At 69.1% G+C, this 22,726-nt stretch carries 23 protein-coding genes and 1 tRNA gene; 11 read left to right on the top strand and 13 right to left on the bottom strand.

Features of this window, described 5'->3' with window-relative positions:
- Nucleotide 1: 1 nt before the first annotated feature.
- Complete coding sequence (locus CQ045_RS00220) at nt 2–1,054, bottom strand: 4-hydroxy-3-methylbut-2-enyl diphosphate reductase (RefSeq protein WP_374955008.1); 1,053 nt, start codon at nt 1,052–1,054, stop codon at nt 2–4.
- Between the two features lie 92 nt (nt 1,055–1,146).
- On the opposite strand from CQ045_RS00220, the gene xseA reads away from it, so the two are divergent.
- From xseA to CQ045_RS00195, 5 genes are read left to right on the top strand one after another with little or no spacing between them, the layout of a single operon-like run.
- Complete coding sequence (gene xseA, locus CQ045_RS00215; RefSeq protein ID WP_105720696.1) at nt 1,147–2,424, top strand: exodeoxyribonuclease VII large subunit; 1,278 nt, start codon at nt 1,147–1,149, stop codon at nt 2,422–2,424.
- A gap of 36 nt (nt 2,425–2,460) precedes the next feature.
- On the top strand, nt 2,461–2,703 hold the full coding sequence (locus CQ045_RS00210) for an exodeoxyribonuclease VII small subunit (protein WP_105720695.1): 243 nt from the start codon (nt 2,461–2,463) through the stop codon (nt 2,701–2,703).
- Nucleotides 2,700–3,344, top strand: coding sequence for a DUF4245 family protein (locus CQ045_RS00205; RefSeq protein WP_105720694.1), 645 nt, complete (start codon nt 2,700–2,702; stop codon nt 3,342–3,344). Before CQ045_RS00210 ends, CQ045_RS00205 begins: the two co-directional genes overlap by 4 nt.
- Nucleotides 3,341–4,030 (top strand): carbonic anhydrase, encoded by a 690-nt coding sequence (locus tag CQ045_RS00200; protein WP_105720693.1) that lies wholly within the window; start codon nt 3,341–3,343, stop codon nt 4,028–4,030. Before CQ045_RS00205 ends, CQ045_RS00200 begins: the two co-directional genes overlap by 4 nt.
- Complete coding sequence (locus tag CQ045_RS00195) at nt 4,027–5,421, top strand: aspartate ammonia-lyase (protein ID WP_105720692.1); 1,395 nt, start codon at nt 4,027–4,029, stop codon at nt 5,419–5,421. The genes CQ045_RS00200 and CQ045_RS00195 overlap by 4 nt, the downstream gene beginning before the upstream one ends.
- 64 nt (nt 5,422–5,485) lie before the next feature.
- Here CQ045_RS00195 and CQ045_RS00190 read toward each other — a convergent pair whose 3' ends face one another.
- The 3 genes from CQ045_RS00190 to CQ045_RS00180 form a co-directional block, all read right to left on the bottom strand.
- Nucleotides 5,486–6,868: a PhoH family protein gene (locus CQ045_RS00190; RefSeq protein WP_105720691.1), complete on the bottom strand. Its 1,383-nt coding sequence runs from the start codon at nt 6,866–6,868 to the stop codon at nt 5,486–5,488.
- Between the two features lie 159 nt (nt 6,869–7,027).
- The gene (locus CQ045_RS00185) at nt 7,028–8,158 is read right to left on the bottom strand and encodes an aminotransferase class V-fold PLP-dependent enzyme (protein ID WP_105720690.1); all 1,131 of its coding nucleotides are present in this window, start codon (nt 8,156–8,158) and stop codon (nt 7,028–7,030) included.
- Nucleotides 8,159–8,199: 41 nt separating this feature from the next.
- The gene (locus tag CQ045_RS00180) at nt 8,200–8,979 is read right to left on the bottom strand and encodes an isoprenyl transferase (protein WP_105720689.1); all 780 of its coding nucleotides are present in this window, start codon (nt 8,977–8,979) and stop codon (nt 8,200–8,202) included.
- Between the two features lie 97 nt (nt 8,980–9,076).
- Here CQ045_RS00180 and CQ045_RS00175 point away from each other — a divergent pair, with 97 nt between their 5' ends.
- Nucleotides 9,077–9,808, top strand: coding sequence for a hemolysin III family protein (locus tag CQ045_RS00175; protein WP_105720688.1), 732 nt, complete (start codon nt 9,077–9,079; stop codon nt 9,806–9,808).
- 31 nt (nt 9,809–9,839) lie between these two features.
- On the opposite strand, the gene CQ045_RS00170 is transcribed toward CQ045_RS00175, so the two are convergent.
- Nucleotides 9,840–10,133, bottom strand: a complete 294-nt coding sequence (locus tag CQ045_RS00170) for a hypothetical protein (RefSeq protein WP_105720687.1) — start codon at nt 10,131–10,133, stop codon at nt 9,840–9,842.
- A 67-nt stretch (nt 10,134–10,200) separates the two neighbouring features.
- Here CQ045_RS00170 and CQ045_RS00165 point away from each other — a divergent pair, with 67 nt between their 5' ends.
- Both CQ045_RS00165 and greA read left to right on the top strand, forming a co-directional pair.
- Nucleotides 10,201–10,587 carry a DUF4307 domain-containing protein gene (locus tag CQ045_RS00165; RefSeq protein WP_105720686.1) on the top strand — a complete coding sequence of 129 codons (387 nt, stop codon included), beginning with the start codon at nt 10,201–10,203 and terminating at the stop codon, nt 10,585–10,587.
- Between the two features lie 98 nt (nt 10,588–10,685).
- Nucleotides 10,686–11,174: a transcription elongation factor GreA gene (gene greA, locus CQ045_RS00160; protein WP_105720685.1), complete on the top strand. Its 489-nt coding sequence runs from the start codon at nt 10,686–10,688 to the stop codon at nt 11,172–11,174.
- 74 nt (nt 11,175–11,248) lie between these two features.
- On the opposite strand, the gene ilvA is transcribed toward greA, so the two are convergent.
- Together ilvA and CQ045_RS00150 are read right to left on the bottom strand one after the other, a co-directional pair.
- A complete protein-coding gene (ilvA, locus tag CQ045_RS00155; protein ID WP_105720684.1) occupies nt 11,249–12,478 on the bottom strand; it encodes a threonine ammonia-lyase in 1,230 nt (409 codons plus the stop codon).
- The gene (locus CQ045_RS00150; RefSeq protein WP_181156391.1) at nt 12,475–13,671 is read right to left on the bottom strand and encodes an AI-2E family transporter; all 1,197 of its coding nucleotides are present in this window, start codon (nt 13,669–13,671) and stop codon (nt 12,475–12,477) included. Before CQ045_RS00150 ends, ilvA begins: the two co-directional genes overlap by 4 nt.
- Nucleotides 13,672–13,759: 88 nt before the next feature.
- Here CQ045_RS00150 and CQ045_RS00145 point away from each other — a divergent pair, with 88 nt between their 5' ends.
- Both CQ045_RS00145 and CQ045_RS00140 read left to right on the top strand, forming a co-directional pair.
- The gene (locus CQ045_RS00145) at nt 13,760–15,019 is read left to right on the top strand and encodes a winged helix-turn-helix domain-containing protein (protein WP_105720683.1); all 1,260 of its coding nucleotides are present in this window, start codon (nt 13,760–13,762) and stop codon (nt 15,017–15,019) included.
- Nucleotides 15,016–15,933: a hypothetical protein gene (locus CQ045_RS00140; RefSeq protein WP_105720682.1), complete on the top strand. Its 918-nt coding sequence runs from the start codon at nt 15,016–15,018 to the stop codon at nt 15,931–15,933. The genes CQ045_RS00145 and CQ045_RS00140 overlap by 4 nt, the downstream gene beginning before the upstream one ends.
- Before the next feature lie 12 nt (nt 15,934–15,945).
- On the opposite strand, the gene CQ045_RS00135 is transcribed toward CQ045_RS00140, so the two are convergent.
- From CQ045_RS00135 to CQ045_RS00125, 3 genes are all read right to left on the bottom strand, one after another.
- A complete protein-coding gene (locus CQ045_RS00135; RefSeq protein WP_021199536.1) occupies nt 15,946–16,512 on the bottom strand; it encodes a LemA family protein in 567 nt (188 codons plus the stop codon).
- A gap of 89 nt (nt 16,513–16,601) precedes the next feature.
- The gene (locus tag CQ045_RS00130) at nt 16,602–17,915 is read right to left on the bottom strand and encodes a D-arabinono-1,4-lactone oxidase (protein WP_105720681.1); all 1,314 of its coding nucleotides are present in this window, start codon (nt 17,913–17,915) and stop codon (nt 16,602–16,604) included.
- On the bottom strand, nt 17,912–19,159 hold the full coding sequence (locus CQ045_RS00125) for an alanine racemase (protein ID WP_105720680.1): 1,248 nt from the start codon (nt 19,157–19,159) through the stop codon (nt 17,912–17,914). Before CQ045_RS00125 ends, CQ045_RS00130 begins: the two co-directional genes overlap by 4 nt.
- Before the next feature lie 88 nt (nt 19,160–19,247).
- On the opposite strand from CQ045_RS00125, the gene CQ045_RS00120 reads away from it, so the two are divergent.
- A tRNA-Leu gene (locus CQ045_RS00120) sits at nt 19,248–19,320 on the top strand.
- A 9-nt stretch (nt 19,321–19,329) separates the two neighbouring features.
- Here the strand turns inward: CQ045_RS00120 and CQ045_RS00115 are convergent.
- The 3 genes from CQ045_RS00115 to CQ045_RS00105 form a co-directional block, all read right to left on the bottom strand.
- On the bottom strand, nt 19,330–19,998 hold the full coding sequence (locus CQ045_RS00115) for a DedA family protein (RefSeq protein WP_105720679.1): 669 nt from the start codon (nt 19,996–19,998) through the stop codon (nt 19,330–19,332).
- A 6-nt stretch (nt 19,999–20,004) separates the two neighbouring features.
- The gene (locus tag CQ045_RS00110; RefSeq protein WP_105720678.1) at nt 20,005–20,913 is read right to left on the bottom strand and encodes a cation-transporting ATPase; all 909 of its coding nucleotides are present in this window, start codon (nt 20,911–20,913) and stop codon (nt 20,005–20,007) included.
- Nucleotides 20,914–21,210: 297 nt separating this feature from the next.
- Nucleotides 21,211–22,719, bottom strand: coding sequence for an NAD(P)/FAD-dependent oxidoreductase (locus tag CQ045_RS00105; RefSeq protein ID WP_105720677.1), 1,509 nt, complete (start codon nt 22,717–22,719; stop codon nt 21,211–21,213).
- Between the last annotated feature and the right edge of the window lie 7 nt (nt 22,720–22,726).

Here is a 22,726-nt window from a genome sequence, read left to right as displayed (position 1 = left end):
TCTACGCGCCTGCTCCGGATGCACGTCCGCCGAGAGCACGGGCGTCGCGCTGTCCTGCTGCGTCCTGGCGCAGCTCCTTCGGCAGGGAGAACATGAGGTCCTCCTCGGCCGTCTTCACCTCTTCGACGTCGCGGTAGCCGGCGTCTCCGATCGCGTCGAGGACCTCGCGCACCAGCACCTCCGGCACGGATGCGCCGCTGGTGATGCCGACCGTCTCGACGCCGTCGAGCCACTCCTGCTTGATCTCCTCGGCGTAATCCACCCGGTACGCCGCCTTGGCGCCGTACTCGAGGGCCACCTCGACCAGGCGCACGCTGTTGGACGAGTTGGACGACCCGACGACGATCACGAGGTCGGCACCGGCGGCGACCTTCTTGATGGCGACCTGACGGTTCTGGGTCGCGTAGCAGATGTCGTCGGACGGCGGATTCTGCAGCTCCGGGAAGCGCGTGCGCAGACGGTTGACCGTCTCCATGGTCTCGTCGACCGAGAGCGTGGTCTGCGAGAGCCACACGACCTTGTTCGGGTCCTTCACCACGACGGTGTCGGCCTCTTCGGGCGAGTTGACGACGGTGACATGCTCGGGGGCCTCACCCGCGGTCCCCTCGACCTCTTCATGGCCCTCGTGGCCGATGAGCAGGATCTCGAAGTCGTCGCGGGCGAACCGCACGGCCTCGCGATGCACCTTGGTGACCAGCGGGCAGGTCGCGTCGATCGCGTGCAGTCCGCGATCGGCTGCCGCGTTCACGACCGCGGGAGACACTCCGTGCGCGCTGAACACGACGTGCGCGCCCTCGGGAACCTCGTCGACCTCCTCCACGAAGATCGCACCCTTGGCCTCGAGCTCGGTGACGACATGGATGTTGTGCACGATCTGCTTGCGCACGTACACGGGAGCCCCGTAACGCTCGAGCGCCTTCTCGACCGCCACGACCGCACGATCGACACCTGCGCAGTATCCGCGCGGAGCAGCGAGCAGAACCCTCTTGTGTCCCACCACCGGGTTATCCTGAAGCCGCCCGGCCGCCGCACGCACTCGTGGAAGGCGGGGGATGGGGAGATGAACGGCAGTCGAAGTCACCCCTGGATTCTACCGCCGCGCAGCTGTGCGAGGCCGGAGAGCCCCACGGGGAGGAACGGGAGCGGATGACAGTCTTCGAAGCGACGACGGGGCAGGGCGAGACGCCACCCGCCGATTCCGTCGCACCCCGCGACTCCACCGCCGACGCGCCCACCTCCGTCACCCGGTTGAACGCGACGATCCGCGACTTCATCGCACGGTGGAACACGGTCTGGGTCGAAGGCGAGATCACGTCCTGGAACGTACGGGCGGGCAATGTCTTCGCGCGGCTGAAGGACACCCGCTCCGATGCGCAGATCTCGATCCGCGTCTGGTCGAGTGTGCGCGGGCGAATCCCCTCCGACATCGGCGTCGGCGATCATGTCGTGGCCGCGGTCAAGGCCGACTACTTCGTCAAGTCCGGCGACTTCAGCTTCACCGTGTCGTCGATGAAGCACGTCGGGCTGGGAGACCAGCTCGAACGTCTCGAGAAGCTCCGCGTCCAGCTGCGGCAGGAAGGGCTTTTCGACTCCGCGCGCAAGAAGCGCCTGCCGTTCCTCCCGCACGTGATCGGTCTGATCACCGGTGAGCGATCGGACGCCGAGAAAGACGTGCATCGCAACGCCGAGCTGCGATGGCCCCAGGTGCGCTTCCGCACCGAGTACGCCGCCGTGCAGGGCGACCGGTGCGTCCCCGACACCCTCGCCGCGCTCGCCCGGCTCGATGCCGACCCCGAGGTCGACGTCATCATCATCGCCCGCGGCGGCGGCGACCCGCAGACACTCCTCGGTTTCAGCGACGAGAAGCTGGTGCGCGCCGTGGCCGCGGTGTCCACGCCCGTCGTGAGCGCGATCGGGCACGAGAACGACCATCCGCTGCTCGACGACGTGGCCGACCTTCGCGCATCGACGCCGACCGACGCCGCCAAGCGCGTGGTCCCGGACGTCGGCGAGCAGCGGGCACTCATCGCCCAGCTCCGCTCCCGGGCCACGACCCGCCTCACGCAGCGCCTCTCGCACGACATCGCGCAGCTGGAGCAGCTGCGCTCCCGACCGGTCCTGCGCTCCCCTGCCCCGATCATCGACGCGCGCGCCCAGGAGACGTGGCTCCTGCTCTCCCGGGGCCGGGATGCCGTGAATCGCCACCTCGACGACGCGGGCCGACGCACGGGCGAGCTTCGCGCCTCACTCCGGGCGCTCTCCCCCGCCGCGACGCTGGCGCGCGGGTACGCGATCGCTCACCTCGACGGCGGCGTGATCCTGCGCGACGCCGCGGCGGCGCCGGCCGGGAGTTCGCTCACGATCACGCTCGATCGAGGCTCGCTGGCCGCCCGTTCCGAGGGCGAGATCGCCGAAGACGTCTGAGCCGAGTGCCGGCGGCGCACGACGTAGGATGGAGGAGTGAGCGCCCTGAACGACACCCCCGTGGACACGCTGTCGTTCGAGGCAGCCCGTGACGAGCTCGTCAAGGTCGTCGCCGAGCTGGAACAGGGCTCCCCGACCCTCGAGCACTCGCTGGCGCTCTGGGAACGCGGTGAAGCCCTCGCCGCCCGCTGCGAGGAATGGCTCCTCGGCGCGAAGCGTCGTCTGGATGCCGCCCGAGCCGCGGCATCCGACGCGGAGACGTCCCGGGGAGAGTCATGAGCAAGCCGCCCCCGATCATCGCCGAGCTCGGGCGCCCCGAGACGCCGGAGGAGACGGCTGCCCGCAAAGCGGCATCCAGCAAGGCGTATCGATCCAGCCAGACCTTCCGCAACCTCGTCGCCGCTCTGCTGGTGACGGTCGCCGTCGTCGCTGTCATCATCTTCGCCGTTCCCCGCGGTGAGCCCGTGGATGCCAAGCCGGTCGACGTGGCGGGCATCGCCGCGGGCGTCGAATCGAGCATGGAGGGTCCCGTCCTGATCCCCGAGCTCGGCGACTTCTGGCGCGCGAACCGTGCCGAGATGCAGGGCGGCGCCACGGTCGTCTGGGAAGTCACTCTGGCCCCCAAGTCCGACAAGGAACGCGGCTTCATCAAGGTCGCCCAGGCCTTCGACGCCGACTCATCATGGGCACCGCAGCGCCTGAACGGCATCGCGCCGACCGACACGGTGCGCATCGGCGGCCTCGACTGGGACGTCTACAAGCCCGGCAGCGCCGAGTCGAACGCGAACGTCACCTACGCGATCGGCACGCAGGCGGGCGACGACTACATCCTGCTCTACGGCGCACGTTCGGCGGACTCGACCGCCGAGCTCGCCGAGTCGCTCATCCCCCAGATCCGCACCATCTCGGAGGCCTCATGACGCACCCGCTCACCCCTGCCGCCGCCTGGCAGCAGATGCAGGAGGGCAACCGCCGCTTCGTCCGCGACGAACCGCGCCACCCGAACCAGGACGTCGCGCGACGCAAAGACCTGACAGCGGCGCAGCATCCTGTCGCAACCCTGTTCGGCTGCTCGGATTCGCGCCTCGCCGCCGAGATCATCTTCGACCTCGGTCTCGGCGACCTGTTCGTGGTGCGCAACGCCGGCCAGGTGATCGGCGAGTCGATCGTCGCGAGCCTCGAATACGCCGTGGCGGTCCTCGAGGTGCCGCTGATCGTCGTGCTCGCCCACGACTCGTGCGGTGCGGTCCGCGCCGCCATCGACGGCACGGCGATCGACGCCGCCCCGCTGCCGCCGCACATCTGGAAGCTGATCGCACCCATCGTCCCCGCCGCGCGGAAGGTCCTGGCAGAGAACGGCGGGACGACCGTGGCCGAGATCGACGCGGAACTCGTCGGCATCGAGCACCTGCGCAACACGGTGAGCGATCTGCTCCAGTCGTCCGAAGTCATCAGCAACGCCGTCGCCGCCGGGCGCCTGGGCATCGTCGGCGCCAACTATCGTCTGGCCGAAGGCACCGCGGTGCCCGTGATCACGGTCGGAATCGACGCCGACGGCGTCAAAACCGAGGGAACTGACCCCGTAACCGAGGAGGGTTCGGAATGACCGAGCAGGACTACCGCATCGAGCACGACACCATGGGTGAGGTGCGGGTACCCGTGAACGCGCTCTACGGAGCGCAGACCCAGCGCGCCGTGGAGAACTTCCCGATCTCCGGCAAGGGGCTGGAGTCGACCCAGATCGCCGCCCTGGCGCGGATCAAGAAGGCCGCAGCGCTCGCCAACAAGGAGCTCGGCACTCTCGACGGTGCCATCGCCGACGCGATCGCGCAGGCCGCCGACCAGGTCGCCTCGGGTGCGCACGACGGCGAGTTCCCGGTGGACACCTACCAGACCGGCTCCGGCACCTCGTCGAACATGAACATGAACGAGGTGCTGGCGACCCTCGCGACGCGCATCCTCGGTGCGACGGTTCACCCCAACGACCATGTGAACGCTTCGCAGTCGTCGAACGACGTGTTCCCGACCTCGGTGCACATCGCGGTCACCCAGGCGCTCATCGACACCCTCATCCCCGCGCTCGACCACCTCGCCGTCGCCCTCGAGGCGAAGGCGGAGCTGTGGAAGGATGCCGTCAAGTCCGGACGTACGCACCTCATGGACGCGACGCCCGTGACGCTCGGCCAGGAGTTCGGCGGCTACGCGCGCCAGATCCGCCTGGGCATCGAGCGCGTGCAGTCTGCCCTCCCCCGCGTGGCCGAGGTCCCGCTCGGCGGCACCGCGGTCGGCACCGGCATCAACACCCCCCTCGGCTTCCCGCAGAAGGTCATCGCGCTCCTCGCGGCCGAGACCGAGCTGCCCATCACCGAGGCGAAGGACCACTTCGAGGCGCAGGCCAACCGCGACGGCCTGGTCGAGGCGTCCGGTGCGCTGCGCACGATCGCGGTCTCACTGACCAAGATCAACAACGACCTGCGGTGGATGGGCTCCGGCCCCAACACGGGGCTCGGCGAACTGCACATCCCCGACCTGCAGCCCGGCTCCTCGATCATGCCCGGGAAGGTCAACCCGGTCGTACCGGAGGCCGTGCTCATGGTCTGCGCCCGCGTGATCGGCAACGACGCGACGGTCGCCTGGGCCGGAGCATCCGGTTCCTTCGAGCTGAACGTCGCCATCCCGGTGATGGGCACCGCGGTCCTCGAATCGATCCGCCTGCTGTCGAACGCCTCGCGGGTGCTCGCCGACAAGACGATCGACGGCCTGCAGGCCAACCTCGACCGCGCCGCCGCGTTCGCAGGCATGAGCCCCTCCATCGTGACGCCGCTGAACAAGCTCATCGGCTACGAAGCTGCGGCGAAGATCGCGAAGCACTCGGTCGCCAACGGCATCACGGTGCGCGACGCCGTGATCGACCTCGGCTACGTCGAGCGCGGTGACCTCACCCTGGAGCAGCTCGACGAGAAGCTCGACCTGCTGTCGATGACCCACCCGGGCTGATCCATACCGCGAAACAGCGGATGCCGCGAGGACTCGTTCCTCGCGGCATCCGCTGTTTCCGTCGTCAGCTGAGCTCTCCACCCTCCAGGAGCTCCGTGACGAGGGCTGCGATCGCGGAGCGCTCGGAGCGCATCAGGGTCACGTGGCCGAACAGGTCATGTCCCTTCAGCGTCTCGATCACACTCGCGATTCCGTCGTGCCGACCCACGCGGAGGTTGTCGCGCTGGCCGACGTCGTGCGTGAGGATCACACGGGAGTTCTGTCCCATCCGGCTCAGCACCGTGAGCAGCACGTTGCGCTCCAGCGACTGCGCCTCATCCACGATCACGAAGGCGTCGTGGAGGGACCGACCGCGGATGTGGGTGAGCGGGAGCACCTCGAGCAGGCCGCGTTCGATGACCTCTTCGACGACATTGCCGGACACCACCGATCCCAGGGTGTCGAACACCGCCTGTCCCCACGGGCCCATCTTCTCGCCCTGGTCTCCGGGGAGATAACCGAGCTCCTGCCCGCCGACCGCGAACAACGGGCGGAACACGATGATCTTCTTCTGCTGCTGCCGCTCCAGCACGGCTTCCAGCCCCGCGCACAGCGCGAGCGCGGACTTCCCGGTGCCGGCACGGCCGCCGAGCGAGACGATCCCGACCTCCTGGTCGAGGAGCAGATCGATCGCGATGCGCTGCTCCGCAGATCGGCCGTGCATGCCGAAGATGTCGCGGTCGCCGCGTACCAGTCGGTACTCGCCGTCGCCGGTGACCCGCCCGAGCGCCGATCCGCGTTCGGAGTGGATGATCAGGCCGGTGTTCACCGGCAGTCCGCGAGCCTCCTCGCTGATTCCGACCTCGCTCTCGTAGAGGTCGCTGATGTCGTCGCCGGAGAGGTCGAGCGTCGAGATGCCGGTCCAGCCGGAATCCACCGCCTGCTCGGCGAGGTACTCCTCCGCGCGCAGTCCGAGCGACGCCGCCTTGACGCGCATCGGCAGATCCTTCGACACGATCGTGACGTCCTGTCCATCTTGGGAGAGATGCATGGCGACCGAGAGGATGCGGGTGTCGTTGTCGCTGAGACGGATGCCTGCCGGCAGGACCGAGGAGTCGGTGTTCGCGAGTTCCACTCGAAGGGTGCCGCCTTCCCCGACCTCGACCGGGAAGTCGAGGCGACCGTGCTCGATGCGCAGGTCGTCGAGATGACGCAGCGCCTGCCGCGCGAAGTAGCCGATCTCCGGGTCGTGGCGTTTGCCTTCGAGCTCGGTGATGACGACGACGGGGAGCACGACGGAGTGCTCGGCGAAACGGAAGAAGGCCTGCGGATCGCTCAGCAGCACGGAGGTGTCGAGTACGTAGGTGCGCAGATCCTGGTCCGGATCAGCGGACGATGCGCGTCTCGTGGTCTTACGGGTGGACTGCTGCGCGGTGCTGGTGGACTGCTGCGCTGTACGTGTGGTCACGACCCACTCCCGACCCGGGGGAATCCCGGCTATTCGAACGAGTCGACCAGGGGGTCACGAGCCGTCAACCTGAGGCCGACTCGAACGGGCTCCTTGCCCGATGCCTAGAACGTACGACCACGGGGGCGCTTAACCCGATCTCGACACGCCAGCGATTCGTTACGCGCTGATGAACGTCTCGTTGCCGAAAGCGCGCAGTGTCTCGTCGAGCAGCTCGAAAGTCGCCGCGTCGGTGCCGGCGTGGGGAGCTATCCGCACCGACGAGCCGCGTGCGGTCACGACGATGCCGGCGTTCGCGAGGACGGCGGCGAGACGTGCGGGCTCCTCCGGGGCGAGGGCGACGATGCCCGCGCGCTGGCTGCGCTCACGCGGCGAGCTCACCTCGATGCCGTGGCGATCGGCGATCTCGATGACTGTGTCGACATGCTCTGCGAGGCGTTCCTCGATGGCAGCGACACCCGCGTCGCGCATGTCGCGCACCCCGATCGCGAGCCGACCGGCAGCGAGGGTGTCCGGCTGGCTGATCGTGTACGCCCGCGCCGAGGCCGCCGGTGCGGGCAGCTCGTCGACGAACAGACCGGCGGCCGTCGTTCCGGTGATGCCGGAGAGCACCGGGACGATCCGCTCCCTGGCCCGCGGCGAGAACCACGCGAACGCACTGCCACGACCGGCGCGCAACCACTTGTAGCCATGGCCGACCACGACGTCGGCCGCGCTGTAGTCGACGTCGATCACGCCGAACGACTGGACCGCATCGACGATGAGCAGGCGGTCGGGACCGATGCTCTCGCGCAGCGCCGCAAGATCTGCACGGTACCCGGTGCGGAAGTCCACGTGGCTCACGGCCAGAGCGACGACCTCGTCATCGAGAGCCTCCGCCACCGCATCCGAGGTCACCCGCCCGTCCTCCGGCGTGATCCACCGTGGCGTCACCGCGTGGTCCGAAGCCGTCGCGGCGCGCTCCACGGTCAGGCTGACGCTCGGGAACTCCGCCGTGCTCGCGATCACCGCGCCGGACAGGCCGAACAACGCATGCATCAGGCCGTTGGTCGAAGACGGCTGGAGGGTGACATCGTCGGCGTTCGCGTCGAGGAGCTCGGCGACGATCTCCTGCGCCTGGCCGACGCGCTCCGCGACCAGGGACAGGGAGGACGGCCGCCCGCTGCCGAGCAGGTCGGCGTCGGCGAACACCTCTTCCCGGACCGACGGCGACAGCGGACCGAAGGCCGCCCAGTTCAGGTAGCCGGACTCGTTGTCGAACGTGTCGACATAGTCCTGGAAAGTGCTCACTGCGTCATTGTGGCACGCCCCCGCGCGCGCCACAGGCCCGATCAGCGACCGAAACGGCGGTCGCGATCGGCGTAGTCGCGGATCGCCCGCAGGAAGTCCACCTGTCGCAGGTCGGGGCCCAGCGCCTCGACGAAGTAGAACTCGCTGTGCGCACTCTGCCAGAGGAGGAAATCACTGAGCCGCTGCTCTCCGCTCGTGCGGATCACCAGGTCGGGGTCGGGCTGCCCTCCGGTGTACAGGTGCTCCCCGATCATCTCGGGAGTCAGGTGGGCGGCCAGATCCTCCATCGTCCCGCCGGACGCCTCATGCTTGGTGATGATGCTCCGCACGGCGTCGACGATCTCGTTGCGTCCGCCGTAGCCGACGGCGAGGTTGACGTGCAGGCCGGTGTGATCCTTCGTGCGCTGATCCGCGTCTGCGAGCACGCGGGCAAGCTCGGCAGGCAGGATGTCGGAGCGCCCGACGTGCTTGACGCGCCAGTTCTCCTCCCGGGACAGCGATTCCGCGAGCTCGGCGATGATCTCGATCAGGTCGGCGAGCTCCCCGGAGTCGCGCTTTCGCAGATTGTCACTGGAGAGGAGGTAGAGCGAGACGACCCGGACACCCAGCTCGTCGCACCACCCCAGGAACTCGCGCATCTTCGCGGCACCTGCACGATGCCCCTCCGCCGGAGTGTCGAGTCCGAGCTGGCGCGCCCACCGGCGATTGCCGTCGATCATCATCGCGACGTGATGCGGCACAGAAGCCGGATCGAGGTGGCGGCGCAGCCGGTTGGTGTAGAGCCGATACAGCGGCCCTCGCCCCGGACTCTCGCGTGACATCACCCACCTACGCTACCGTGTCGAGACCTCCGTCACCGTGTGCGGATGCTGGGGAAATGTGCCTCCCGAGGTATGCGCGTCGGCTTAGAGTGAGCACGTGAGCACTCCCGAGCCCTCCGGCCCCGACGTCCCCCAGCTGCCCCTCCTGGAAGCCGCGGACGTCGATGCGGCGGTCGACATCAAGCCGACCTGGCGAGGATGGATCCACGCCGGCACGTTCCCGGTGGCGATCGTCGCGGGCATCGTCCTGATCTTCGCCGCCGACGGCGCCGCCGCGAAATGGGCTTCCGCTGTCTTCATGCTCACGTCGATGCTGCTCTTCGGCAACTCCGCCCTCTACCATCGCTTCGATTGGCAGCCGAAGGTGCGAGTGCTGCTCAAGCGCATCGATCACGCCAACATCCTGCTGCTCATCGCCGGCACGTACACTCCCCTGGCCGTCCTGGCGCTCCCGCCGGAGAAGGGACTGCTGCTCCTCTGCCTGGTCTGGGGAGCGACGCTGGTCGGAATCCTCTTCCGCGTGTTCTGGATCCACGCCCCGCGCTGGCTGTACGTCGCGCTGTACCTGCTTCTCGGCTGGGTCGCCGTGATGTACATCGTCGATCTGACGAAGGCGAACTTCGCGATGATGGTGCTGGTGATCGTGGGTGGCCTCCTCTACACGGGAGGAGCGATCGTCTACGCGCTCAAGAAGCCGAACCCCTGGCCCGGCCACTTCGGCTTCCACGAGATCTTCCACGTGTGCACGGTGCTCGCGTTCCTGTGCCACTGGGCCGCGTGCCTGCTCATCGCTCTGGCGCCGCTGTCGCCGTCCCTGGGCGCGCCGTAACGCGCGTCGCGGTGCTTCCGATGCGCGGCGGTCAGCGCGTGGGCGGCTCGTCGTCGGCGTCGCGCGTGCTCGAGTCGTCGGACTCCGGCGTGGCCGGCGCGGCCGACTCCTCCGCGGCGAGTGCGGCCTCTTCGGCGTCGAGCTCTTCGCGCACCTCTTCGCGGTACCGGACACGGCGGATGCGGCGGTTCATGTCCCAGATCAACAGGATCACCGCGATCACGATGACCACGATCACGGCGAAGCCGACGAACCCCGGGGTGACCGACACCGGATCGACGGTCATGCTGGGCGTCGGCATCGGAGTGTCGGACAGAGAGAGCATGAATCGGCCTTTCGTACGCAGGTCGCATAACCTGGTAACACCAGCCTAACGACCGGAAGACCCACCTGTGACGACCGCACAAGAGCTCGACGAACGCTATGGCCGAACCCGACGGCGGCGGATGCCGTGGATCATCGGCGGCGCGATCGCGCTGCTCATCGTCGGAGCCTTCAGCTGGATGACGGTCGCGCAGTCGATGTCATCCGTCGACGCCGACGATCTGGGCTTCGAGCTCGTCGACGAGCACTCCGTGAACGTCAGCTTCCAGGTCACCGGTGTGCAGGGCAGAGACGTCGTGTGCGCACTCGAAGCACTCGACGAGGAGTTCGGCGTCGTCGGCTGGAAGATCGTCGAGATAGCGGCGGGAGACAGCCACTCGCAGGCTCGTTCGGTCAGCATCCCAACGGTCGCCGCGGCCACCACAGGTTTGGTGAACACCTGCTGGGTCGCCTAGACTCGTGCCAGACAAGACGACGCCCCGGCACCGTGCCGGGGCGTCTTGGCATATCCCCCGCAGCATGCCGGAGGGATCCCGAAAGAAGGAGCTTCGTCATGTCCACCGATGCTCAGGTTCCCTTCCTCACGCAGGAAGCGTATGACCGGCTCGTCGCCGAGTTGGAGCACCTGTCCACGTTCGGCCGCGACGAGATCGCCAAGCGCATCGAAGCGGCTCGCGAAGAGGGCGACCTCAAGGAGAACGGCGGATACCACGCGGCGAAGGATGAGCAGGGCAAGCAGGAGGCCCGCATCCGCACGCTCGAGGGCCTGCTGAAGACCGCCAAGGTCGGCGAGGCTCCCGCCAGCCGCGGGATCGTCGAGCCCGGCACCGTGGTCACCGCGCTCGTCGCCGGTGGCGAAGAGGTCTTCCTCCTCGGCAGCCGCGAGATCGCCGCCGGCAGCGACCTCGACGTGTACAGCGAAGCCAGCCCGCTCGGCCAGGCCATCCTCGGCCTCAAGGTCGGCGAGAAGGCCGCCTACGAGGCTCCGAACGGACGATCGATCAGCGTCGAGATCGTGAACGTCGAGACATACACCGGCTGAACCGCTCACGACGTGAGAGCGCCCCGGCATCCTCGAGGATGCCGGGGCGCTTTCGCGTGAGAGGGGTGCTCGGTTCAGTCGGGGACGAGGATGGGCGCGAAGCCTGCCCGGCGCAGTGTGTCCAGCGTGTGCTCCGAATGCTCGGGGCCGCGCGTCTCGACACTGAGTTCGAGGATCACGTCACTGATCTGCAGTCCGTGACCGTGACGGGTGTGCATCGCCTCGATGACGTTCGCACCCGCCTCGGCGACGAGCTCGGAGACTCGGGCGAGCTGTCCCGGGCGGTCGGGAAGCGGGATGCGGATCGTGAGGTAGCGGCCGGACGCCGCGAGGCCGTGCGAGACGACGCGCTGCAGGAGGAGCGGATCGATGTTGCCGCCCGAGAGCACGGCCATCGTGGTGCCCGTCGCGGACACCTTGCCCGCGAGGATCGCGGCGACGCCGGCCGCGCCCGCAGGCTCGACCACGACCTTCGCCTGCTCCAGCAGGATGAGGATGGCTCGGGCCAGGTCGTCGTCGGACACCGTGACCACCTCGTCCACGAGGTCTTTGATGATGTCGAACGGGATGGCGCCGGGACGCGCGACCAGGATGCCGTCGGCGATCGTCGGACGCGTGACGATGTCCACCGGCTCGCCGGCCGCCAGCGACGGCGGCATCGCGGCGGCGTTCTCCGCCTGCACGCCGATGATGCGGACCGTGCGGCCGAGCTCGGCCGCTCGCGCCTTCACAGCCGCGGCGACGCCGGCGATGAGGCCCCCGCCGCCGATGCCGAGGACCACGGTGTCGACCTCGGGCGCATCCTCGAGCAGCTCGAGCCCGAGCGTGCCCTGCCCGATCACGACATCACGGTGATCGAAGGGGTGGATCAGCATGGCGCCGGTGCGCTCCGAGAACTCGGCGGCGAGACGCAGCGACGTCGCCACCGTCTCCCCCTCCAGCACGACCTCGGCTCCGTAGCCCCGCGTGGCGAGCAGCTTCGGCACCGGCACGCCCAGGGGCATGAAGATCGTGGCGGGGATGCCGAGCGCCTGTGCGGCGAGGGCCACGCCCTGGGCATGGTTTCCCGCGGAAGCGGCGACGACCCCGCGCGAGCGCTCCTCGGCACTCAGCCGTGAGAGCCGGTAGGCCGCACCGCGGATCTTGAACGACCCCGTGCGCTGAAGGTTCTCCATCTTCAGCAGGACGGGGGCGCCGAGAATGTCGGAGAGGGCCCGCGACGGCAGCGTCGGCGTGTGCGAGATCACCTCAGCCAGACTCTGAGCTGCTTGCTCGAACTCGGTCAGGCTGGGGACTGCGCTCATCGATTCCTCCGTCTCCGCTCGCGCGGAACTGTGCTCCAGATAAGGTCTCCGCTCGGTCCGACGCCGGTGCGCCAGGAACCAGAGCTGATGGTCACGGCCGCGACGTTGACGAAGGCCGCCAACGGAACCGCGAAGAGGGCTCCCGGGATGCCGGCGATCATCGCGCCACCGGCCACGACGAGGACGACGGCCAGAGGATGGACCTTGACCGCCGAGCCCATCAGGATCGGCTGCAGGATGTGGCCCTCGATCTGCTGGACGGCCAGCACGACCACGAGCATCCACAGCGCGATCCACGGGCCGTTGTAGACGAGGGCGAGGAACACGGCGACAGCGCCCGTGACGACCGCACCCACGATCGGGATGAAGGATCCGAGGAACACCAGCACGGCGACCGGGAGGGCCAGCGGCACCTGGAGCAGGAAGGCCCCGAGGCCGATGCCGATGGCGTCGATGGTCGCCACGAACATCTGCGTCCTGGCGTAGTTCACGATCGTCGTCCAGCCGTTGCGCGCGGCTCCGTCGACGGCCGGCCGCGACTTGCGCGGGAACATCTTGAGGGTCCACCGCCAGATGCCGGCGCCGTCGGCGAGCAGGCAGATGAGGATGAAGAGCGACAGCAGAGCACCGGTGGCGACATGGCCCACGGTCGTGCCGATGGCCAGGGCGCCGGTCCAGAGCGCCTGCGTCTGCTCGTTGAGGAAGTCGAGCCCCTGCTGCAGATAGTCGGCGATCTGCGTGTCGGAAAGGCTCAGCGGTCCTTCGTGCAGCCAGACCTGGAACTGGTCGAACGCCTCGGTCGAGCGCTGCTGCACGTCGGGGAGCTGGGCGCGCACCTGCCAGACCACGAGCCACATGAGTCCCGTGACGATGGCGGCGGTCCCGATCAACGCGATCGCGATCGCCAGCCAGCGCGGGAGGCCGCGGCGCAGCATCCAGGAGAACGCCGGCCAGAGGAGGGCGGTGATGAGGATGCCGACCATGAGCGGAATCACCAGGAGCTTGAGGAGCATCACCAGCCAGATGAAGACGCCGATCGCCGCGGCGATGATCAGCAGTCGCCAGGCGTAGCTGGCCGTGATCCGCAGGGGCAAGGGCACCGCCTCGTCCGCGTCGGTCGTCACGGTGCGGTCTGTGGAGACCGGGCGCGGACGGAAAAGATCTCGCAGCCGGGGGCGCTGGTCCTCGCTCATCGCCCAAGTCTACGGTCATGCCGTATGCCGTTCGACGCATCTTCGATCCCGGAGTTTCGATGTCGGCGCACGGCGATACGCTGACGACGTGATCGACACCCTCAGCGCCGCCCAGGCACGCCGCATCGCGCTGGCCGCCCAGGGGTTCACCCGTGCACGGCCCGCCGCCGTCTCGGGACGACACGTGCACCGGGTGATGGACCGGCTCGGCGTGCTCCAGATCGACTCGGTGAACGTGTTCGCCCGCTCGCACTATCTGCCGCTCTTCTCCCGGCTCGGCGCGTACGAGCCCGCCCTGCTCGACCGCGTCTTCCTCTCCCGCACGACGCACTATGTGGAGTACCTCGCGCATGAGGCCACCTTCATCCCGATCGAGGACTGGCCGCTCTGGCGATTCCGGATGGAGGACTTCCGTCGACGGTGGGCCGACGAGGACTCCTGGATGAGCAGCAACGCGCGTACGGTGCAATGGGTGCAGGACGAGTTGCGTGCTCGCGGCCCTCTTCGCCCCGCCGACCTCCGCGCCGATGCGCCCCGGGAACGCGGCACCTGGTGGGACTGGGACGAGGTGAAGCTCGCCCTCGAGCATCTCTGGCGCACGGGCGACGTCGCCGTGAGCGGACGCCGAGGGTTCGAACGCACGTATGCGCTGGCCGAGCACGTCATCCCCGCGGGCATCCGGTCGCAGGAGATCTCCCGCGCCGACGCGATCCTCGAGCTGACGCGCCGCGCGGCACGGTCGAGCGCAGTCGCGACGCAGTCCGACCTCGCCGACTACTACCGGATCCGCGATCGGGCCGCCGTCGCCCGCTCGATCGCGGAACTCGTCGATGCCGGCGAGCTCCATCCGGTGCAGGTGCGCGGGTGGGAACGCGGCGGGCGCCCTCTCCCGGCCTGGAGGCACCGGGATGCGATCCTCCCGCGCCGGGTCGACGCGGCCGCGGTGCTGACACCGTTCGATCCCGTGGTGTGGTTCCGGGAGCGAGCGCTCCGAGCGTTCGACCTCGACTACCGCATCGAGATCTACGTGCCCGCCGAGAAGCGTCGATACGGCTACTATTCGCTTCCCGTCCTCGTCGGCGACCGCATCGTCGCCCGGGTCGACCTCAAGGCCGACCGGGCTCGATCCACGCTTCAGGTGCAGTCCGCCTGGTGGGAGCCGCAGGCGCGTCCCGGCGATGCCGAGCCGATCGCCGCGGAACTGGCCCTCGCCGCCACCTGGCAGGGCCTGGAGCACGTCTCGGTCTCGGGGTGGGGTGATGCCACCGCAGCTCTGCACGGCGCTCTGACGGCAGGGGCCGGCGCGTCGGTGCAGCGCCATGTGCACGCCAGGGAAGGCACTCGATGAGCACGCGGCGATGGTGGCTGATCGGCGGTGCTGCCGGGCTCGTGGCCGTCGCCGCCGGTCTGTGGATCTGGCAGTCCGCGGGACGCACGCCGACCGCCGAAGAAGCCGCGCTCGGGTACCTGCGTGCGCTCGAGGCCGGCGATCCCGTCGCGGTCGAGGCCACGGGAGTCGACGTATCGCCCGAGGCCCTCGAGGCTTTCGCCGGCGCCACCGACCATCTCGAACATGCCGAGGTCACATCCGTCAGCGCAGACGATTCCGGCGGCGCAGGAGACGCGACGGCGACCATCGAGGTCTCCTTCCGTCTCGGTGGGGAGGAGCACGCGGCGGAGTTGTCGCTGGTGCCCGTCGACGGACGGTGGACCGTGGACGCCTCCGGGCTCGGCACGGTCACCGCCACCACGACGGTCGGCTCCTTCGTCGCCGTCGGCGAGACCACCGTGCCGGCAGGCCGGAAGACAGCCCTGCTGCCCGCGGCGTACACCCTGTCGGCGGCACCCGCAGGCCTGCTCGACGGTCGGAGTCCCCTGGCCGTACTCCCCGGCGAGGACGCGGAGGTCGCCGTGGAGGCTTCGATCCTGCCTGAGGCGATCGCCGCGGCCCAGCAGCAGCTCGACGAGCACCTCGCGGGGTGCACGGCATCCGCCGCCGCACCGCCCGAGGGCTGCGGCATCACGATCCCCTGGGGCACGGAGTTCCGGGCCGCGTCCGAGTTCCGCTACCGGGTCGAACAGTTGCCGACGATAGCCCTGGCGGGCACCGGCTTCACCGCCGACGGAGGCGTGCTGGTGGCGACCGTCACCGGAACCGGACAAGACGGCGCCGCGCGCACAGCCACTTACCGGACGGAGTCGTGGAGCGTACGCGGTGCCGTGTCGTTCACTGGGACAGGCCTGGTGCTGACCGCCTGGTGAGGGCGTGTCGCGTCAGAACTGCACGCGCGGCGGCTCGGAGATCGCGCTGCTGTCCGCGACCTCGAAGAACTCCCGCTCGGAGAAGCCGAGCCCCTTGGCGAACAGGTTGTTCGGGAACACCTTGATCTTGGTGTTGAGCTCGCGCACTCCGCCGTTGTAGAACCGACGGGCCGCCTGGATCTTGTCTTCGGTATCGACCAGCGCCTGCTGCACCTGGAGGAAGTTCGTGCTCGCCTGCAGCTGCGGATAGGCCTCGGCGACCGCGAAGAGGCTGCGCAGAGCCTGCTGGAGGTGGCCCTCGGCGATGCCCGCTTCGCCGGGACCGCCGGCCGACAGCGTCTCGGCGCGCGCGCGGGTGACGTTCTCGAACACGGCCTTCTCGTGGGAGGCGTACCCCTTCACCGTCTCGATGAGGTTGGGGATCAGGTCGGCTCGTCTCTTCAACTGCACGGTGATGCCGCTCCACGCCTCATCGACGCGGACGTTCAGCTGCACCAGCGAGTTGTACGTGGCCCACAGATAGATGCCGACGAGCAGGATCACTCCGACAACGATCAGTACTGGCACGAGCCATTCCATCAGAGGCCCACCCTTCCTCGTGTTTCTCTCATCCTAGACGCGCTGTCTGCACGTGGACTGGGGATGGCGCGACCGGCGCGGTGCCCGCGTCAAGCGCCGAGGACCCTTTCGAGATAGCGATTCCCGAATCGACGTTCCGGGTCCAGCCGGTCTCGCAGCGCCACGAAGTCATCGAATCGCGGATAGCGTTCGCGCAGCGTCTCCGCGGTCAGCGTGTGGAGTTTCCCCCAATGAGGCCGACCCCCGAACTCGTGCATGATCTGCTCCACCGCTTCGAAGTACTCGGTCGGATCCGCACGCCAGTAGCGGTGCACCGCGATGTACGCGCTCGCGCGACCATGCGCCGTCGACAGCCAGCGATCGTCGGCTGCGGCGAAACGAACCTCGATCGGGAACTCGATCCGCCAGCCGCGCCGGTCGATGAGGGCGCGCACCGCCTCGAACGCCGCCACGACGTTCTCCGCGGGGATCGCGTACTCCATCTCGCGGAAGCGCACGGTCCTGCTCTGGATGAGCACCCGGTGCGAGAGCTCGGTGTACTCGCGATCCCCGGTGAGCTTGACCGCGAGTCGACTGAAGGACGGGGTGATCGCCGGGACGGCCTGCCCCGCGGCGCAGACGACCCGGTACACGCCGTTCGAGAGCAGCGTCTCGTCGATCCACCGCCCCACCGCGGGGAGCGGCTTGCGCACAGTCGACTCCGGCAGGCGCGTCTGACGCTTGGTCAGCGCCACATCCGTATGCGGGAACCAGTAGAACTCGAAGTGATCCGATGCGGCGACCCGTTCGTCGAGGGTGGCGAGCACGTCGCCCAGGGGCACGGGCTCGTCGATCGCGTGCATGACGAACGCGGGCACGCACTGGAGCGTCACCTCGACGATGATGCCGAGGGCGCCGAGCCCGAGTGCCACGGCCGGCAGGAGATCGCTCTCGTGCTCGTCGTCGATGCGGAGGAAGTCTCCGGCCGCCGTGACCATCGTGACGCCCACGACCTGGGTCGCGAGTCCCCCGAATCCGGCACCGGTGCCGTGCGTGCCGGTCGAGATGGCGCCGGAGATCGACTGGCGATCGATGTCGCCCAGGTTCTCCATCGCGAGCCCGAACGGCGCGAGCAGGCCGGGGATGCGGTGCAGTCGCGTTCCCGCGAGGAGGGTGACCCGTCCGGTGGCGGCATCCGCGGAGACGAGGCCCTGCAGATCGTCGAGCTCCAGCAGGACCCCCGGGGCGACGGCGATTCCGGTGAAGCTGTGTCCGGCGCCGACCGCTTTCACGGAGAGTCCCTGCTTCACCGCGGCGATCACGGCGCGCTGCACCCCCTCCGGGCTGCGCGGCCGCTCCACGCGCACGGGCCGCACCGAGGCCGAGCGGCCCCAGTTCTGCCAGGAGCCGCCGATTCTCGTCACAGGAACGCCTTTCCCTCGCCGCGGTACGTCGGCAGCTCGTCGATGATCTCCTCGCCGGAGACCAGGTGGTAGCTCTCGATGCGCTCGGCCGGCTCACCGCTCTTGGCATGGCGGAACCAGACCCGATCCCCCACGCCGAGCGACGCGGCCGCCGGGCCCTGCAGCGGGGTCTGCACCTCGCCCGCGGCTTCGCGCGAGAGCGTGCGGAGACCTTCAGGCCAGACCGGACGCGGTTGGCGCGAGGCCAGCGCGGGCCCGGAGGCTATCCAGCCGCCACCCAGCACGGTCGCGATGTCGGCGGCCGGGCGTCGGACGACGTCGAAGGCGAATGCGGATGCCGGCGCGGGCCGGAACGACCGATACCCGTCGAACAGGTGTCCCCCGAGGAGCCCGCTGCCGGCGCTGGCCTCGGTGAGCGATTCGTCGCTCCCGGTGAACTCGAGCGACCCCGTGCCGCCACCATTGAGGAACTCCATCGGTGCGATCGATGCCACGGCGTCGACGATCGCCGCGCGGCGGTCGCGCAGCTCGTTGCGCGAGCGCGCCTGCACCATCCGGATCAGCGGCGCATCGGGACCGGCGTCATCGCCCTGACCGGCGATCTGCGCGTCGTACATCTGCAGGCCCACGAGCCGGAACCCGGGACGCGCGACCACCTTGCGAGCGAAGGCGGCGACCTCCCCCGCGGAGAACAGAGCCGACCGGCGCACTCCGATATGACCGAGGAGAGACGATCGCCAGGAGGCGTCGACGTCGATCGCGACGCGGATCTCGGGGCGTGCACCGGGGCCGGCGACGCTGTCGATGAGATCGAGGTGCACGAGGTCGTCGATCATCAGCGTGATGCGCTGGGCCGCCTGCTCGTCGGCGAAGAGGCGCTCCAGGCCCGCGCGGTCGACCGTGGGGTACCCGAGAACGATGTCATCGTGAGTCTCGGCGAGCCACAGAGCCTCTTCGAGCGTGAAGGCGAGGATGCCGCGGAACCCCGGGAGCTTCAGCACCGCGTCGAGGACAGCCCGCACGCGCACCGACTTCGAGGCCACGCGGATCGGGAGCCCGCCGGCGCGGACCAGCAGGTCCATCGCGTTGTACCGGAGCGCCTCGCGGTCGATCACCGCGACCGGCGCGGGCAGATGGCCCGTCACGGCGGACAGGCGTGGCCAATAGCGCGCCGGATCCTCCCATTCGGGGGCGACCGCGGGCGCACCATGGACGGGGCTCAGTTCGTCGATGAGGTCGAGCACTCCCCCACCCTACGGCCTCCTCGTACTCCGGATCACCCCCGGCGGGACCGCGTCGCATCCTGTGGGCCGGCGATAGGCTGGCGACGCGGCCCCCGTAGCCCAATGGCAGAGGCAGGCGACTTAAAATCGCTTCAGTCTGGGTTCGAATCCCAGCGGGGGCACCCGAGCGCTCAGTCCTCGATCTCTCCGACCGTCGCCTTGCGTCCTCCGGCGGACTCCCGCACCCGGCGCGCGACCAGGACGACGAGAGCGATCGCGATCGCCGTGTACACGACGTAATCGAGATAGCCGAGGTAGTGCTCCAGCTGTTCGTGCTGCGTGCCGAGTGCCGCTCCGACGCCCAGGAGCAGTCCGTTCCAGAGACCGCTGCCGATGATCGTGTAGACGCTGAAGGTCGCCAGGTTCATGCGGGAGGCCCCGGCGGGGATCGAGATCAGGCTGCGGACGCCCGGCACCATCCGGCCGACCAGGACGGTCCAGCTCCCGCTGCGCACGAACCAGTCCGACCCTCGTTCCAGATCGGTTCGGCTCACGAGTCTGGTCGCCGCGAGCATCCGTACGGCCCGCTCCATCCCGATCGCCGCCCCGAGCCCGTAGAGCAGCAGCGCGCCCAGCCAGGACGCCAGCGTGCTCCAGAAGATGAGCCAGCCCAGGTTCAGATGGCCACTCTGGCTGAGGTATCCCGCGAACGGCAGGATCACCTCGCTCGGGATCGGCGGGACCAGCACCTCGAGGAAGACGAGAACGCCGACCCCGATGTCGCCGAGCGCGGTGAGGACGTCGGCGGCGAATCCGGTGAGTCCGGTGAAGCCGTGGTCGGCGACAGTCGCGAAGGCCATGCGGGGTCAGCGTCCGAAGAGGTCGCCGATACCGGGGATGCCGAGGTCCCCGAGCCGCTCGCCCCACCCACTCGCGGCATCGCCGAGCCCGGACACCGTCTCTCCGGCCGAGCCCATCAGGTCACCCGCACCACCGGTGAGCGACTCGACGTCCACGCCCGCCGCGAGGGATTCGACATCGACGCCCTCCGCCAACGCGCCGAAGTCGACGCCGAGGCTCGCCGCCTGCTCGAGGAGCGGTCCGGCCACGGTGCTGAGGACGGCACCACCGGCCACCACTCCGAGCAGCCCGACGGCCGCGCCACCCGCGGCGACCGCTACCCCGCCGGCACCTGCACCGCGCACGCGTGACAGGAGCCCGCGCATCCGACCCGGCTTCATGGCCTCGGCGCGTCCGGCAGCGCGAGCGAGATCGTCGGGTGACGAGGAGTGCGGGCGCTCACCCGGTGCGAGCTCTGCCCGCATGCGCGCTTCGACGAGCGTGCGCTGCGCAGGAGTCAGACGGGCGAACGCCTCGCGGTGGATCTGCTCGACACGATGCGGATCCGCCGTCTGCAGCAGGTAGTCGTAGCGGGCGATGGCCGCCCGGTCCGCGTCCGAGGCGGTCTGCGGAGCACGTGGTGCCCCCGGTGCCGGCGGCGCGAACGGATCGGCGGATGACGGCGCGCCGCTCGAGCGACGAGCACCTGCTCCCGGGGACGCGGGCGGTGCATACGGATCCCTCGGTGTCGAGCGGGCCTGCTCCGGCGACGACGCCGGATCGACCGGGCCGCGTACGGCGTCGACGGCCCCACGGAGCATCCCACCCCAGTCGGTCGAGCGGGATCCCTCCGCCGAGTGGCCGCTGCGTCCGGAGCCGGTGTTCTTGTCGAGGGCTTCGGAGGCGAGTCCGATCAGTCGGGAGAGCTTTCCCATGAGTGGTCCCTTTCGTGGAGCGGGCCACCGCGGATCCACGACGTCGGACGGACGGCAGGGTTCTCTCGGCAGCCCGCGATGCGGGTGCCAAGGTCTCCTCCACCCTCACGGGCCAGCGGGCCGGAGCACGATCACGTGCTCGTAATGACGACGTCGCTGCAGACGGGAGTACTCCCCTTGCTCGGGTGACGCTACCGGCACGACCTATGCGTCCCCTCCGAGGAACTCCGACCGGAAACGACGATCGGCCCCGACGCAGAGCGCGCGGGACCGATCGTCGTATGCGAGGTGGGACTGCTACTTCGCGGCAGTCACCTCGGCGGGCTCTGCCGCCTTCTTCGCAGGAGCCTTCTTGGCGGCGGGCTTCTTCGCCGCAGGTGTCGCGGCGACCTCCGCCGGCGCGGCCGGCGCGGCCTTCGCGGCGGTCTTCTTGACCGGCGGCGCAGCCTTCTCAGCCGGCGCGACCTCCGGAGCGGCGGGAGCAGCCGGACGCGGACGAGCCGCGAACTCCTCGAAGACATAGCGCGGGTTCTGCACCGTCTCGAGGTTCACCAGGTCGCGGCCGAGCCACAGGTTGTTCCACCAGCCCCAGATGACGCGGAACTTGCGCTCCCACGTCGGCATCGCGAGGCCGTGGTATCCACGGTGCGCCACCCAGGCGACGAAGCCCTTGAGCGCGATCTTGCCGGACTGGAAGACACCGTTGTACAGGCCGAGACCCGCCACCGCTCCCATGTTCTTGTGGAAGTAGTCCCGGGGGTTCTCGCCACGGAGGACGGCCACGAGGTTCTTCGCGAGGAGCTTCGCCTGACGGACGGCGTGCTGGGCGTTCGGCACGCAGAAACCGCCGACGCCACCACCCGAGAGATCGGGGACGGCCGACACGTCGCCGGCAGCCCAGGCGCCCTCGACGAATGCCTCAGGGGTGCCCACCCGCAGGTCGGCACGGGTCTGGATGCGACCGCGCTCCTCGACGGGCAGATCTCCGCCGCGCACGACGGTGGGGTTCGCCATGACACCGGCGGTCCACACGATGACGTCGGTCGGGATGACCTCGCCGGTCGAGAGCTCGACGTTGCCGTCGACCGCGCTCGTCAGCTGGGTGTCGAGATGCACGTTGGCACCGCGCTTGGCGAGGTCCTTCAGCACCCATTCGCTGGTCTTCAGCGAGACCTCGGGCATGATGCGACCCATCGCCTCGATGAGGTGGAAGTGCGTGTCGTCGAAGCTGATCTGCGGGTACTTGCCCACCAGCGCGGACGCCAGCGAGCGCAGCTCGGCGAACACCTCGATGCCGGCGAAGCCACCGCCGACGACAACGACGGTCAGCAGACGGTCGCGCTCGGGTCCGGCCGGCAGCGAGGCCGCCTTGTCGAAGTTCGACATGACCTTGTCACGGATCGCGACGGCTTCCTCGATCGTCTTCAGCCCGATCGCATTGTCGGCGATGCCCGGGATCGGGAAGGTGCGGGAGACGGCGCCTGCGGTGACGACGATCTGGTCGTACGCGAACTCGTACGGCTCACCCACGGGCGGCGTGATCGTCGCGACCTTCTGCGCGTGGTTGATGTTCGTCACCTTGGCCGTGAGGACGTTGGTGCGCTTGAGGTGACGGCGGTGCGCGACGACCGAGTGACGCGCCTCGATCGAACCGGCGGCCACCTCGGGAAGGAACGGCTGGTACGTCATGTACGGCAGCGGGTCGACCATGGTCACGTCGGCCTCACCCTTGCGAAGGTGCTTCTCGAGCTTCCACGCGGTGTAGAAACCTGCGTACCCTCCGCCGACGATCAGGATCTTGGGCACAGTGCTG

Source organism: Microbacterium sp. MYb66, assembly GCF_002979435.1.
In the GTDB taxonomy this organism is placed as follows: Bacteria; Actinomycetota; Actinomycetes; order Actinomycetales; family Microbacteriaceae; genus Microbacterium.
This window is presented reverse-complemented; position numbering and strand designations above follow the sequence as displayed.

Bases quoted from the DNA above. Each gene is read 5' to 3' on its own strand.
- xseA (WP_105720696.1), top strand. From the start codon at position 1,147: ATGACAGTCTTCGAAGCGACGACGGGGCAGGGCGAGACGCCACCCGCC.
- CQ045_RS00205 (WP_105720694.1), top strand. From the start codon at position 2,700: ATGAGCAAGCCGCCCCCGATCATCGCCGAGCTCGGGCGCCCCGAGACG.
- CQ045_RS00200 (WP_105720693.1), top strand. From the start codon at position 3,341: ATGACGCACCCGCTCACCCCTGCCGCCGCCTGGCAGCAGATGCAGGAG.
- CQ045_RS00195 (WP_105720692.1), top strand. From the start codon at position 4,027: ATGACCGAGCAGGACTACCGCATCGAGCACGACACCATGGGTGAGGTG.
- CQ045_RS00180 (WP_105720689.1), bottom strand. From the start codon at position 8,979: ATGTCACGCGAGAGTCCGGGGCGAGGGCCGCTGTATCGGCTCTACACC.
- CQ045_RS00170 (WP_105720687.1), bottom strand. From the start codon at position 10,133: ATGCTCTCTCTGTCCGACACTCCGATGCCGACGCCCAGCATGACCGTC.
- greA (WP_105720685.1), top strand. From the start codon at position 10,686: ATGTCCACCGATGCTCAGGTTCCCTTCCTCACGCAGGAAGCGTATGAC.
- ilvA (WP_105720684.1), bottom strand. From the start codon at position 12,478: ATGAGCGCAGTCCCCAGCCTGACCGAGTTCGAGCAAGCAGCTCAGAGT.
- CQ045_RS00150 (WP_181156391.1), bottom strand. From the start codon at position 13,671: ATGAGCGAGGACCAGCGCCCCCGGCTGCGAGATCTTTTCCGTCCGCGC.
- CQ045_RS00140 (WP_105720682.1), top strand. From the start codon at position 15,016: ATGAGCACGCGGCGATGGTGGCTGATCGGCGGTGCTGCCGGGCTCGTG.
- CQ045_RS00135 (WP_021199536.1), bottom strand. From the start codon at position 16,512: ATGGAATGGCTCGTGCCAGTACTGATCGTTGTCGGAGTGATCCTGCTC.
- CQ045_RS00115 (WP_105720679.1), bottom strand. From the start codon at position 19,998: ATGGCCTTCGCGACTGTCGCCGACCACGGCTTCACCGGACTCACCGGA.
- CQ045_RS00110 (WP_105720678.1), bottom strand. From the start codon at position 20,913: ATGGGAAAGCTCTCCCGACTGATCGGACTCGCCTCCGAAGCCCTCGAC.